The organism is Cellulomonas fulva, from assembly GCF_018531375.1.
Classification (GTDB): domain Bacteria; phylum Actinomycetota; class Actinomycetes; order Actinomycetales; family Cellulomonadaceae; genus Cellulomonas; species Cellulomonas fulva.
Genome location: NZ_JAHBOH010000002.1, coordinates 20,922 through 34,107 on the forward strand (window position 1 = coordinate 20,922; position 13,186 = coordinate 34,107).

Sequence of the window (13,186 nt, forward strand, 5' to 3'; positions counted from 1 at the left end):
GGGTCCGTCAGCCGACGAGGCGGTCGAGCCCCGCGAGCGGGATGGGGAGCCAGGCAGGCCGGTTGCGCGACTCGTACACCGCCTCGTACAGCGTCTTGTCGAGCTCGAGCGCCCGGGTCAGGAGCGCGGCCTGGCCCGGGTCCGCTGTCGGGTCGTCCGAGCGCGGGTCCGGGTTCGGACGGGTGTCCGTGTCCGGGTCCGTACCCGGGCCCGACGAGGCCGCGGCGGCCTCGGCGTAGCCCGCGAGCAGGGCGGCACGTGCGCTCGTCGTCCACCGGTCGGCGGCCTCGCCCGTGAGCCCGCCTACCGCCGCCGCGTAGTCGAACGAGCGCAGGAGCCCGGCGACGTCGCGGACCGCGAGGTCGGGCCGGGTGCGGGCCTCGAGGGGGGCGAGGGGCTCGCCCTCGAAGTCGAGCACCAGCCAGTCGTCGTCGACGTGCAGGACCTGGCCCAGGTGCAGGTCGCCGTGCACCCGCTGGCGCGGGGGCGTCGCCGTCAGCCCGCGCACCTCGTCGGCCGTGCGTTCCACGCCGGCGCGGTACCGCTCGAGCGCGGGGACGGCGGCGAGCGCCCACGCGAACCGGTCGAGCACCGCGTTCGCGAGCCGCTGCGGACCGTCGGCGTCCGCCACCGTGGGGAAGGCGTGCGTCAGCGCGGTGTGCATCTGCGCCGTCACGACGCCGAGCCGGTGGGCGAGCGCGTCGAACGGCTCCTCGCGGACCGCGAGCTCGCACGCGAGCTCGAAGCCGTCGTGGGCGCCCTCGACGAACGCGCTGACCACGCCGAGGTACCCATGCACGTCCTGCGCACCGGCCGGGTCCGGCCACCGCGCCTCGAGCCAGGCCAGCGGCGCCGGGACGCCCCGGTAGCCCTCCGCGACCAGGTGGCGGGGCACGTCGATGTCGGGGTTCTCACCGGCCTGCAGCGCGCGCAGGACCTTGAGGATCCCGCGGCCGGGACGGCCCGGTGCGCCCAGCACGACCGAGGAGTTCGACTGCTCGCCCGTGATCGCGGTCGCCGTCGTCAGGTCGACTGCGGCCGGCGCGCCCCCGGGACCGTCCGCGACCGCGAACCACGCGCGCAGGAACGCCGGGTGCGCGGCGCCGTCCACGACCACCCGCCCGTCGCCGAGCTGGGCCTGGGCCGCCTCGCCCGCGGAGCCGTCGGGCAGCACGACCACCGGGACCTGCAGCAGCGCGTCGATCGAGCCCGCGCGTGCCCGGACCAGCAGGACGCGCACGTCGGCGGCGTCGCGATCCGCCGGGTCCGTCAGCGGCAGCACCGCGTGCAGCGTCAGCTCGGCCGGCGCGCCCTTGACGGGGAACCAGCGCCGCGCGGGCAGGTCGGCCGCCAGTGCCGCCAGGACGCGGTCGTCGTCGGCCGTGGGCGTCCGGGCCGTCAGCACGTCACGCCCCCGCCGCGGGGCCGAAGGCGCTCCCGCTTGTCGGACCCGGCGCGGGCGTGACGGACAGCCAGAAGAACTCGCGCGAGCCGAGCGTGAACCGCGCGGAGCCCGAGGCGTCGAGGGACCCGAAGGACGAGCCGCCGAACACGTCGTGCAGCTCGGCACCCGGCCGGTCCGCGACCGTGACGTGGGCGGAGCGCGCGGTGGCCGCGAGGTTGGCCACGACCAGCAGCGTCTCCGTCGGCGTGCGGCGCGTGAACGCGAGCACCGACTCGTGGTCGCACGGCACCACCTGGAAGTCGCCCAGGCCGAGGGCCGCGTGCTGCCGGCGCACCGCGAGCATGCCGCGCACCCAGTGCAGCAGGCTCGTCGGCTGCGCGAGCTGCGCCTCCACGTTGGTGTGGCCGTAGTGGTAGACGAGCGACTGGATCAGGGGCAGGTAGAGCTTGCCGGGGTCCGCGACAGAGAAGCCCGAGTTGCGGTCCGGGGTCCACTGCATGGGCGTGCGCACCGCGTCGCGGTCCGGCAGCCAGATGTTGTCGCCCATGCCGATCTCGTCGCCGTAGTAGAGGCACGGCGAGCCGGGCAGGGACAGCAGCAGCGCGTGCGCCAGCTCGATCTCCTTGCGGCTGTTGTCCAGCAGCGGCGCGAGCCGGCGGCGGATGCCGACGTTGGCGCGCATGCGCGAGTCCGGCGCGTACCAGCCGTACATCGACGCGCGCTCCTCGGTGGAGACCATCTCGAGCGTGAGCTCGTCGTGGTTGCGCAGGAACGTGCTCCACTGCGCCCCGTTGGCCGGGATCGGCGGGGTGTCCGCGAGGATGTCGACGATCTGCGCCGCGCGCTGGTCACGGATCGAGTAGTAGATGCGCGGCATCACCGGGAAGTGGAAGCACATGTGGCACTCCGGCTCCTCCTCGGTGCCGAAGTAGTGCACGACGTCCTCGGGCCACTGGTTCGCCTCGGCCAGCATGATCCGGCCCGGGAACTCCTCCTCGATCATGGCGCGCACGGTCCGCAGGAACGCGTGCGTCTCGGGGAGGTTCTCGCAGTTGGTCCCCTCCGCCTCGAACAGGTACGGGACCGCGTCCAGCCGGAAGCCGTCGATGCCGAGGTGCAGCCAGAACCGCGCGACGTCCAGCATCGCCTCCCGCACGCGCGGGTTCTCGAAGTTGAGGTCCGGCTGGTGGCTGAAGAAGCGGTGCCAGAAGTACTGGCGGCGCACGGGGTCGAACGTCCAGTTGGACGTCTCGGTGTCGACGAAGATGATGCGCGCGTCCTGGTAGCGCGTGTTGTCGTCGGACCACACGTAGAAGTCGCCGTACGGCCCCTCGGGGTCGCTGCGAGACGCCTGGAACCAGGGGTGGGCGTCGCTCGTGTGGTTCATGACGAGGTCGACGACGATGCGCATGCCCCGCGCGTGCGCCTGCTCGATCAGCTCCGAGAAGTCGTCGAGCGTGCCGTACTGGCTGGCGACCGCCGTGTAGTCCGCGACGTCGTAGCCGCCGTCGCGCAGCGGGCTCGGGTAGAACGGCGGCAGCCACAGGCAGTCGATGCCGAGCCACTGCAGGTAGTCGAGCCGGTTGATCAGCCCGCGCAGGTCGCCGCTGCCCGTGCCCGTCGAGTCGGAGAACGAGCGCAGCATGACCTCGTAGAACACCGCCGTGCGGTACCAGCTGGGGTCCTCGACGAGGCCGCCCTCGGTGACCTCCGGGACCTCGGGCTGGCGCATCGCGGGCAGGCGGATCTGCGTCGTCGTCGGGGCGGGCTCCCGCACGCGGGGGAACCGCGCGGGAGCCGGCGGGCTGGCGGTCTGGTTCACGGTGGGTTCCGTCACGGGTGCTCCAGGACGACGATGTGCGCGGGGCGCTCGGCGGGATCGATGCGGACGAAGACGGACGGCCCCCACTCGTAGTGCTCGTCGCGCAGGACGTCGTGCGCGTGCACCGGGCCGCTGGCGGGCAGCCCGAACGCCGCGAGGTCCAGCTCGACCATGCCCTCCCGTGCGTTCCACGGGTCGAGGCTGACGACGGTGACCACCGTGCTCGCGCGGCCGGTCGGGGAGTGCTCCGCCGCGAGGTGGCGCGAGAAGGCCACGGTCGCGTCGTCGCTCGTCGGGTGGACGTGCAGGTTGCGCAGCTGCTGCAGCGCGGGGTGCTCGCGGCGGATCTGGTTGAGCCTGCCCAGCAGGCTCGCGATGCCCAGGTGGTCCGCGAGGGACCAGTCGCGCGGGCGGAACTCGTACTTCTCGTTGTCGATCTGCTCGTCGGCGCCCGGGCGGGGGACGTTCTCCAGCAGCTCGTAGCCCGAGTAGATGCCCCACGTCGGTGCGCCCATCGCGGCGAGCACCGCGCGGACCGCCCAGGCCTGGCCGCCCGCACCCTGCAGGTACGGCGGCAGGATGTCGTGCGTCGTCGGCCAGAACGCCGGCCGCATCCACGCGGCCTGGTCCCCGGAGACCTCCTCGAGGTACTCCGCGACCTCCTCCTTGGTGCTGCGCCAGGTGAAGTACGTGTACGACTGGTGGAACCCGACCTTGGCGAGCGTCTGCATCATCGCGGGGCGGGTGAACGCCTCCGAGAGGAACACGACCTCGGGGTGGTCGCGGGCGACGTCCGCCAGCAGCCACTGCCAGAAGTCGAGCGGCTTGGTGTGCGGGTTGTCGACGCGGAACAGCGTGACGCCGTGGTCGATCCAGACCTGCAGGACGCGCCGGATCTCGCGGGCGAGGCCCTCCGGGTCGTTGTCGAAGTTCAGCGGGTAGATGTCCTGGTACTTCTTGGGCGGGTTCTCCGCGTACGCGATGGAGCCGTCGACCCGCGTCGTGAACCACTCGGGGTGCTCCGCGACCCACGGGTGGTCCGGGGAGCACTGCAGCGCGATGTCGAGCGCGACCTCCAGGCCGTGGTCCCGGGCGCGCGCCACGAAGGCGTCGAAGTCCTCGAACGTGCCCAGGCTGGGCTCGATGGCGTCGTGGCCCCCGTCCGCCGAGCCGATCGCGTACGGCGACCCCGGGTCGCCCGGCAGCGCGCCGAGCGAGTTGTTCCGTCCCTTGCGGTTGGTCACGCCGATCGGGTGGATCGGCGTCAGGTAGACCACGTCGAAGCCCATCGCCGCGATCCGCGGCAGCTGCTCGGCGGCGGTGCGCAGCGTGCCGGAGCGCCACTCCTGCGCGCGGTCGTCCCACTGCGCGCCGTGCGAGCGCGGGAACAGCTCGTACCAGGAGCCGGCGAGCGCGAGCGGCCGCTCGACCACCAGCGGGTACGCGGGCGACGCGGTGACCAGGTCCCGCAGGGGCTCGCGCGCGAGCGCCTGGCGGACGTGCGGGGACAGCGCCCACGCGAGGCGCTCGCCGGGGAAGCGGTGCGTGTCGCGCAGCGCCTCGACCGCGTCGCGCAGGGTCGCGGCGCCGTGCTCGCTCATCGCGTCCTCGCCCGTGCGGTCCGCCGCGCGCGAGAGCAGGACGGCGCCCTCGGCCAGCATGAGCTCGACGTCGATGCCCGCCTCGACCTTGATCGCGGCGTCGTGCGCCCAGGTGGCGTACGGGTCCGACCAGCCCTCGACGCGGAACGTCCAGCGGCCCGTCCGGTCGGGGACCAGGCGCGCCTCGTACCGGTCCAGGCCCGGTGCGATGTCGACCATCGGCGCCCGCATGTGGACCTGGCCGTCGGGGTCGACGAGGACGGCGGTCGCGGCGACCGCGTCGTGCCCCTCGCGGAACACCGTCGCCCGGACGGGGAACGCCTCGCCCACCACGGCCTTGGCCGGGAAGCGCCCCGCCTCCGCGACCGGCTGCACGTCGACCACGGGGATGCGGCCGATCGGTGCCGGACGGTCCTGGGTGAGCACGCTGCCCGTGGGGGGCTCGTCGTCCCCTGGGGGTGTGCCGGTTCCTGTGGGGGTGGCGGTGGCCGCGGGCTCGTCGGCGGGCGCCGGCGGAGCGGGGGGGACCGGAGGGACGGGGGCTGCGGCTGCGGCGTTCGCGGTGCTCGCGACGCGACCGGCGTCGGCCTGGGCGGCCACGGTCGCGTCGCGGGAGCTCCGGCGGCGCCGACCGGGTGCGGCGGGGGAGGTCGTCACGCTCCCGAACCTATCCGCAGGTGCGGGGGCGAGGCATCCGCTGACGGCGATGCCGCACGTCGCGGCCCCGCCGCGGGCTCGTCGTCGTTCCCTGCCGGTGCTGTCCTGCCGGGTTCTCTGCCGGGGCTCGTCTGCCGGGCGGTTGCCGCGGTCAGGCCAGGGCGCGGCCCACCGTGCGGCCCGTGAAGAGGCACCCGCCCAGGAACGTGCCCTCGAGCGCGCGGTGGCCGTGCACGCCGCCCCCGCCGAACCCCGCCGCCTCGCCGGCGGCCCAGAGCCCGGGCAGCACCTGCCCGTCGGGGCGCAGCACCCGTCCCTCGAGGTCGGTGTGCAGGCCGCCGAGCGTCTTGCGGGTCAGCACCGAGAGCCGCACGGCGAGCAGCGGGCCGTGCGCGGGGTCCAGGAGCCGGTGCGGCTTGGCGACACGGATCAGCTTGTCGACGACGTACGTGCGCGCCTGGGCCGTCGCGACGACCTGGAGGTCCTTGCCGAGGCCGGAGGTCACCTGCCGGTCGCGCTCGACGATCGTGCGCTCGAGCTCCGCGGCGTCGATCCGGTCGGTGCCGGTGAGCGCGTTCATGCGGGCGGCGAGCTCGGCCGGCGTGCTCGCCCAGAGGAACTCGTCGGAGCCCTCCGCGAACGCCTCGACGGGACCGACCGCGCCCGGCCTGACCCGCTCGAGCAGGAGGCGCAGGTCCTTGCCCGTGAGGTCGGGGTTCTGCTCCGAGCCGGACAGCGCGAACTCCGAGCCGAGGATCGTCTTGTCGAGCACGAACCACGAGTGGTCGTCGCCGCGGCGAGTGATGTGCTGCAGCGCGCCGAGCGAGTCGAAGCCGGGGAACAGCGGGACCGGCAGCCGGTGGCCGTCCGCGTCGAGCCACAGCGAGGACGGCCCGGGCAGGATCCGGATGCCGTGGCCGGTCCAGACCGGCGAGTGGTTGGTGATGCCCTCCGGGTAGTGCCACATCCGGTCCTCGTGGACCACCGCGGCGCCCGCGCCGCGTGCGGCCCGGATGCCGGAGCCGTCGACGTGGTCGGGGACGCCGGAGAGCATGCGTGCGGGCAGGCGGCCCGCGTCGGCGGGCCAGGTCGCGCGCACCAGGTCGTGGTTCGCGCCGATGCCGCCGGTGGCGACGACGACCGCGTCGGCCGCGACCTCGAACGATGCGACGACGTCGCGCGAGGACGGCACCGCGCGGCCCCCGTGGTCGTCCCGCAGCACGTCGCCGCGCACGCCCGTGACCCGCCCGTCGGTCACGACCAGGTCCGTCACGCGGTGCCGGAACCGGACCTCGACCAGCCCGGCGCGGCGGGCGTCGAGCAGCGCGCGGACGAACGGCTCGAGGATGCCGGGGCCCGTGCCCCAGGTGACGTGGAAGCGCGGCACGGAGTTGCCGTGGCCGCCCGCGGTGTAGCCGCCGCGCTCGGCCCACTGGACCAGCGGGAACCAGCGCACGCCGAGGCCGTGCAGCCAGGAGCGCAGCCCGCCCGCGGCGAAGTCCACGAACCCCTCGGCCCACGCGCGGCCCCACCGGTCGCTGCCGTCGTCGGCGAACTGCGCGGAGCCGAACCAGTCGGCGAGCGCCAGCTCCGCGCCGTCCCGGACGCCGAGGCGCCGCTGCTCGGGGGAGTCGACCAGGAACAGACCGCCGAAGGACCAGAACGCCTGCCCGCCGAGCGAGGCCGCGTTCTCCGCGTCCAACAGCAGGACCCGCCGGCCCGCGGCGGTGAGCTCAGCGGTGGCGACCAGGCCGGCGAGGCCGGCGCCGACGACCACGACGTCGTGGGTTCCCATGTGTCGGAGCCTACGTCCTTGGACGCGTGTCCAACAGGGTCGGCGCCCGCGTCAGGGCGTCGGCTGCACCGCGCGTCCGTGCCCCGGCGCGCTCCGGGCGGTCGAGACGGCGAGCGAGCGCCCCCAGCCCCGCGCCAGGTCGAGCTGACCGGGGGCGACGAGAGCGCGCCCGTCGTCGAGCTGCTCGACCGCGAACCCCTGGCAGGGGGCGACCAGGTCGGCGCCGGCCTTGGCCGCGAGCTTCTCGATCCGCAGGCCCGCCGAGCCGGAGAAGCGGCCCGGACCCCGGGTGTCGAACACCGCGAGGCGCCGTCCGCGCAGCCCGGGCAGGGCGTCGAACCACTCGTGCACCCCGAGGTCGCCGGGCTGGGCGCCGCGGGCCCGCGCGAGCGCACGGCTGCGGGGGGTGGACAGCCCGCGCATGTGCGTCGGGGCGCCGATCACGAGCAGCTCGGAGCGCAGCACGGTGTCGTCGCGCGCCGCGGCCTCCGCGACGTCGAGCGCGGCCGCCTCGAGGCCGCCGTCGCGGAGCCCGGCCGCGACCGCCTCGGCGACCGCACGCGTGCAGCCGAACATCGACTCGAACACCACGACCGCGGACATGGCACCAGCATGCGCGTGGCGTGCCGCCCACCCGTGGGCCCCAGGTCCCGCTCGTCAGCCGTCCGGGTCGAGCACGTACACGCGCATGCTCAGCGGCTCGAGCAGGGTCTCCTCGTCGGCCGCGGTGTGCAGCGCCCCGGCGATCGCCGCCGACCGCTGCTCGTCGGGGTGCTCCCAGACCGAGTCCCACGCCACGCGCCACCGGTCGCCCGGCTCGCCGCACAGCGTGACGTCCACCGGCTCCAGCCGGCCGTTCACGACGACGAGCACGACGTCCAGCGGCTCGTCGTCGGTGTCGACCGCGCGCAGCATCTGCAGCGTGCGGTTGGCGGGGTCGTGCCAGCGCTCGTGGTCGAACGCGACGCCCGCCGCGTCGAACCACGCGAGGTCCAGCCGCCCACCGGGGCGTGCCGCGCGCCCCCGGTAGAAGCGTGTGGTCCGCAGCGCGGGGTGGTCCCGCCGCAGCGCGAGCAGCCCGCGCGTCGTCGCGAGCAGGTCACGACGCCACGGCGTGAGGTCCCAGGACACCCAGGTCGCGGGGCCGTCCTGGCAGTACGCGTTGTTGTTGCCGTGCTGCGTGCGCCCCATCTCGTCGCCCGCCGTGATCATCGGCGTGCCGGCGGCGATCGCGAGCGTGGCGAACAGGTTGCGGATCGAGCGGCGGCGCAGCGGCGCCACGGCCGCGGCGGGCGACTCCTGGTCCACGGGTCCCTCGATGCCGTGGTTCCACGAGCGGTTGTCGTCGGACCCGTCCCGGTTGTTCTCGCCGTTGGCGAGGTTGTGCTTGTGGTCGTACGTGACCAGGTCGGCGAGCGTGAAGCCGTCGTGCGCGGTCACGAAGTTCACGGACGCGTGCGGGCCGCGCACCAGCGGCGGGTCGCTGTGCCCGAACAGGTCGACCGACCCGGACAGCCGGGTGGCGAGGTCCCGCACGCGGTGGCCGGGCAGCCCGTGCGCCGCTCGCGCCGGGTCCGCCAGCCAGAACGAGCGCACGGCGTTGCGGAACCGGTCGTTCCACTCCGCCCAGGGCTGGATGAACTGGCCCGTGCGCCAGCCGCCGGGTCCGACGTCCCACGGTTCCGCGACCAGCTTCAGGCCGTGCAGCGCGGGGTCCGTGGCGGCCGCGACGAGCAGCGGGTGGTCCTGCGTGAAGCCGTCAGCGCCGCGCGCGAGCGTGACCGCCAGGTCGAACCGGTAGCCGTCGACGCCCACCACGTCGGCCCAGTAGCGCATCGAGTCCAGCGCCATGCGGATCACCTCGGGGCGCCGGAAGTCGAGCGTGTTCCCGGTACCGGTGACGTCCGCGAGGTTCGCGGGGACCGCGCCGTCGTGCGCGTAGTAGACCGTGTTGTCGAGGCCGCGCCAGGAGACGTGCTGCCCCGGCATGCCGCCCTCGCACGTGTGGTTGTAGACCACGTCGAGCAGCACCTCGATACCCGCCGCGTGCAGCGCGTGCACCGCCGTGCGCAGCTCGGCGAGGACCGCGTGCGCGCCCTCCTGGCGGGCGGCGGCGGTCGCGTACCGCGGCTCGGGCGCGAAGAAGCCGAGCGTGCTGTAGCCCCAGTAGTTGGTCAGGCCCTTCTCGACGAGGTGCGGCTCGTCGGTCGACGCGTGCACCGGCAGCAGCTCGATCGCGGTGACGCCCAGGCGCAGGAGGTGGTCGACGACCGCGGGGTGCGCGAGGCCGGCGTAGGTGCCGCGCAGCTCGGCCGGGACCTCGGGGTGCAGCATGGTCAGGCCGCGGACGTGCGCCTCGTAGACCACCATGCGGTCCCACGGCGTCCACGGGCGGTTCGCCGCGGGGTCCGGACCGGGCAGCGCGTCGACGTCGACCACGACCGACCAGGGGACGTGGCCCGCCGAGTCGCGGGGGTCCGCCGGGCCGTAGACGTCGCCCCGGCAGTGCTCGTCGACCACGTGGCCGTACGTCGCCGGCCCGTACGTCATCTCGCCCTCGAGGCCGCGCGCCCAGGGGTCGACGAGGAGCTTGGCCGGGTTGTGGCGCAGGCCCTGCTCGGGCTGCCACGCCCCGTGCACCCGGAAGCCGTAGCGCGCGCCGGGTGCCACGTCGGGGACGAAGGCGCTGAACACCCCCAGGGCAGGGCCGGAGAGCGGGACGCGGCGCTCGCTCGTCGTGCCGTCCGGTGCGCCGTCCGCGTCCACCGCGAGGCAGAGGTCGACGCCGGTGGCGTGCGACGCGAGGACGGCGACCTCGACGCCGCCGGGGACGGGGTGGACCCCCAGACGCGGCGGTCGGGAGCCCGGGCGCGGGGCGAGGGCGGGGCCCCCGGTGCGCGCGTCGGAGGGCTCCGGGTGGGTGGACGGACGCGGACTCACGCGGGACATTGTGGCGGACCCACGTGTCCGCGACGTGTCGTCGGCCCGTCGTCGGCCCGTCGTCGGCCCGGTCCGCCGTCCGCAGGGCGAACCGGCGGCGGCGCCCGCCGGTGCGGAGGGTAACGTTCCGCGGGTGAAGATCGTGGTGTGCGTCAAGCACGTGCCGGACATCCAGTCGGACCGCCGGATCGCGGACGGTCGCACCGTCCGTGACGGGGGTGACGGGACGCTCAACGAGCTCGACGAGAACGCGCTCGAGGCGGCCCTGGCGCTGGTCGAGGCGGCCGGCGAGGGCGAGGTCGTCGTCGTGACGGTCGGCCCCGACGACGCGGTGGACGCGGTGCGCAAGGGCCTCCAGATGGGCGCCGACGCCGGCGTGCACGTGGTCGACGACGCGGTCGCGGGCTCGGACGCGCTGGGCACCGCGCGCGTGCTGGCGGCGGCGGTCGCGCGTGTGGGCGAGGTCGACCTCGTCGTCACGGGCATGGCGGGCCTCGACGGCCTGACGTCCCTGGTGCCGAGCGCGCTCGCCGCGCTGCTCGACGTGCCCGCGCTGCCGCTCGCGGCGACGCTCGAGGTCGACGCGGGCGTCGTGCGCGTGACCCGCAACCTCGACCACGCCACCGAGGTGCTCGAGGCGCCGCTGCCCGCGCTGGTCTCCGTCACCGACCAGACCAACGAGCCCCGCTACCCGAACTTCAAGGGGATCATGTCCGCGCGCAAGAAGCCGGTGGAGACCCTCACCCTCGCGGACCTGGGCCTGGACGCCGCGCTCGTCGGCACGTCCGGCGCCTGGACCGAGGTGCTCGAGTCGGCGCCCCGGCCGGCGCGCGAGGACCGCGTCCTGATCAACGACACGGGCGACGCGGGCGTGCGCCTGGCCGCCTTCCTGGTCGAGAACCAGCTCGCCTGAGCGCTCCCGCCCGCACCGCCACCGTTCTGCCCGACGAGACCTGAGGACCCACCCGTGAGCGACATCCTCGTCCTGCTCGACCACACCGCCGCCGGTGCGCTGCGCGCGCCCGTGCGCGAGCTCGTGACCCTCGCCCGCACGCTCACCGACGGCGCGGTGCACGGCGCGTGGGCCGTCGACGGGGCCGAGCCGGACGACGCCGCGCTGGCCGAGCTCGGCGCGCTCGGCGTGGGCACGGTGCACCGGCTGACGAGCGACGGCGACCTGCACGTGGCGGCCGTCCTGGCCGAGGCCCTCGCCTCGCTCGTCGCCGCCACGGGCGTCGGCACGGTGCTCGCGACCTCGTCGTTCGAGAACAAGGAGGCGGCGGCGCACCTCGCCCTCGCGACGGGTGCGGGCGTGGTCACCGACGCCGACGCCGTCGAGCGGGTCGACGGCCGGCTCGTCGTCGGCAAGACCGTGTTCGCCGGGACGTGGACCACGCGCACGGCCGTGCGCACGCCGCTCGCCGTCGTGACGCTCAAGGCGAACAGCGTGACGGCCACCGACGCGCCCGCCCCCGCGGCCCCGCAGGTCGTCGAGCACGCCACCACCGCGAGCGCCGGCGCGCTCCGGGTGCGGCTCGTCTCGCGCACCGAGCGTCCCGCCACCGGCCGGCCGGACCTGGGCAGCGCGAACGTCGTGGTCGTCGGCGGACGCGGCACCGAGGGCGACTTCACGCAGGTGGAGGAGCTCGCCGACGTCCTGGGCGGTGCGGTCGGGGCGACGCGCGTGGCGACCGACGAGGGCTGGATCGGCCACGACGCGCAGATCGGGCAGACGGGCGTCACCGTCTCGCCGCGCCTGTACATCGGCGCCGGCGTCTCGGGTGCCGTGCACCACCGCGGGGGCATGCAGGCGTCCGGCACGATCGTCGCGGTCAACTCCGACCCCGACGCGCCGATCTTCGAGATCGCCGACCTCGGCATCGTCGGTGACCTGCGGACGGTCCTGCCGCAGGCGGCCGCCGAGCTCCGCCGGCTGAAGGGCTGACGCGCGACGCCTCGGCGGCGCGGCTCAGAGCGTGCGCAGCCAGCGCAGCGTGGCGTGGCCCTGCGCGCGCTGGAAGGCGCGCAGGTTGGGGATGCCCGGCGGCGCGGGCTGCAGGCTGCTCCACGTGAAGTAGCCGGCGAGCCCGGCCAGCCCGGCGCGGAGCTCGTCGTCGGACACGCCCACCGACAGGTGGTGACCGCGGAAGATGCGGCCGGGGTCCCCGCCGCCCTGGAGCGCGACGCTCGGCAGCATGAACGCGAGGTCCAGCCACGGCGCGCCCACGCTGGCGTGCGGCCAGTCGATCAACCACACCTGGTCGTGGTCGCCGTCGATCATCACGTTGTCCGCGCGCAGGTCGCCGTGCACGAGCGCGTCGCCCGCCAGTGCCGGCAGTGCGTCCTGCTCGAGCAGCACCAGCTTCTCCAGCGCGTCGCCGATCCAGCCGCCGAGCTCGCCGGAGGTGGCCACCAGCTCGTCCACCACGGCTCCGGGTCCCGCCACCAGCCGGCGCCAGCCCACGAAGTCCTCCGCAAGCTGGTCGTCCGTGCGCGGGAGCGCGTGGCCCGCGAGGGGCTCGGCCTCGGCCAGCGCGCCGACCGCGTCCAGCACCGCGCCCAGGTCGTCGGGCCGCCACGGCAGCTCCGGCGACCGGCCGTGCACCACCTCGAAGCCGAGGACGACCCACTCGCCGTCGTCGCGCGACCACAGCAGCCGCGGCGCCGTGACCTGCGGCGGGAGGGCCGCGGCGTTGCGGATCTCGGCGCGGGCGAGCGAGGGCGAGACGGGGTTCTGCTCCGGCGAGACCGCCTTGACGAAGACGCCGCGACCGTCGGCGAGCTCGAGCACGGCGGCGAACCCGGGGGAGAACCCGCTCGTCGCACCGATCTCGGCGGTCACCTGGGCTCCCGACGCCGTCGAGATCTGCTCGCGGACGTGCCGGGGCAGGTCGCGCCAGTCCAGCCGCTGGCCGCTGAAGGCGAGCGGCAGGGCGAGGACGTCGTCGTCGGGACTCACGGCGCAA

9 protein-coding genes are annotated in these 13,186 nt (G+C 75.1%); 2 read left to right on the top strand and 7 right to left on the bottom strand.

Features of this window, described 5'->3' with window-relative positions:
- Positions 1-7 precede the first annotated feature (7 nt).
- The 6 genes from KIN34_RS13715 to glgX all read right to left on the bottom strand — a co-directional run bounded on the left by KIN34_RS13715 (position 8) and on the right by glgX (position 10,127).
- Positions 8-1,405 carry a maltokinase N-terminal cap-like domain-containing protein gene (locus KIN34_RS13715; protein WP_214352226.1) on the bottom strand — a complete coding sequence of 466 codons (1,398 nt, stop codon included), beginning with the start codon at positions 1,403-1,405 and terminating at the stop codon, positions 8-10.
- 1 nt (position 1,406) lies between these two features.
- Positions 1,407-3,137, bottom strand: coding sequence for a maltose alpha-D-glucosyltransferase (gene treS / locus KIN34_RS13720; RefSeq protein WP_214353077.1), 1,731 nt, complete (start codon positions 3,135-3,137; stop codon positions 1,407-1,409).
- A 101-nt stretch (positions 3,138-3,238) separates the two neighbouring features.
- Positions 3,239-5,254: an alpha-1,4-glucan--maltose-1-phosphate maltosyltransferase gene (locus tag KIN34_RS13725; protein ID WP_307858305.1), complete on the bottom strand. Its 2,016-nt coding sequence runs from the start codon at positions 5,252-5,254 to the stop codon at positions 3,239-3,241.
- A gap of 382 nt (positions 5,255-5,636) precedes the next feature.
- Positions 5,637-7,280 (bottom strand): FAD-binding dehydrogenase, encoded by a 1,644-nt coding sequence (locus tag KIN34_RS13730; RefSeq protein WP_214352228.1) that lies wholly within the window; start codon positions 7,278-7,280, stop codon positions 5,637-5,639.
- A gap of 51 nt (positions 7,281-7,331) precedes the next feature.
- Positions 7,332-7,883 (bottom strand): flavodoxin family protein, encoded by a 552-nt coding sequence (locus KIN34_RS13735; protein WP_214352230.1) that lies wholly within the window; start codon positions 7,881-7,883, stop codon positions 7,332-7,334.
- Between the two features lie 54 nt (positions 7,884-7,937).
- Complete coding sequence (gene glgX, locus KIN34_RS13740; RefSeq protein WP_237689910.1) at positions 7,938-10,127, bottom strand: glycogen debranching protein GlgX; 2,190 nt, start codon at positions 10,125-10,127, stop codon at positions 7,938-7,940.
- A gap of 226 nt (positions 10,128-10,353) precedes the next feature.
- On the opposite strand from glgX, the gene KIN34_RS13745 reads away from it, so the two are divergent.
- Entirely contained in the window at positions 10,354-11,133 is a 780-nt protein-coding gene (locus tag KIN34_RS13745) for an electron transfer flavoprotein subunit beta/FixA family protein (protein ID WP_214352234.1), read from the top strand.
- 54 nt (positions 11,134-11,187) lie between these two features.
- Positions 11,188-12,165: an electron transfer flavoprotein subunit alpha/FixB family protein gene (locus KIN34_RS13750; RefSeq protein ID WP_214352236.1), complete on the top strand. Its 978-nt coding sequence runs from the start codon at positions 11,188-11,190 to the stop codon at positions 12,163-12,165.
- A 24-nt stretch (positions 12,166-12,189) separates the two neighbouring features.
- Here KIN34_RS13750 and KIN34_RS13755 read toward each other — a convergent pair whose 3' ends face one another.
- Positions 12,190-13,179, bottom strand: a complete 990-nt coding sequence (locus KIN34_RS13755; RefSeq protein WP_214352237.1) for a phosphotransferase family protein — start codon at positions 13,177-13,179, stop codon at positions 12,190-12,192.
- Positions 13,180-13,186: the final 7 nt, after the last annotated feature.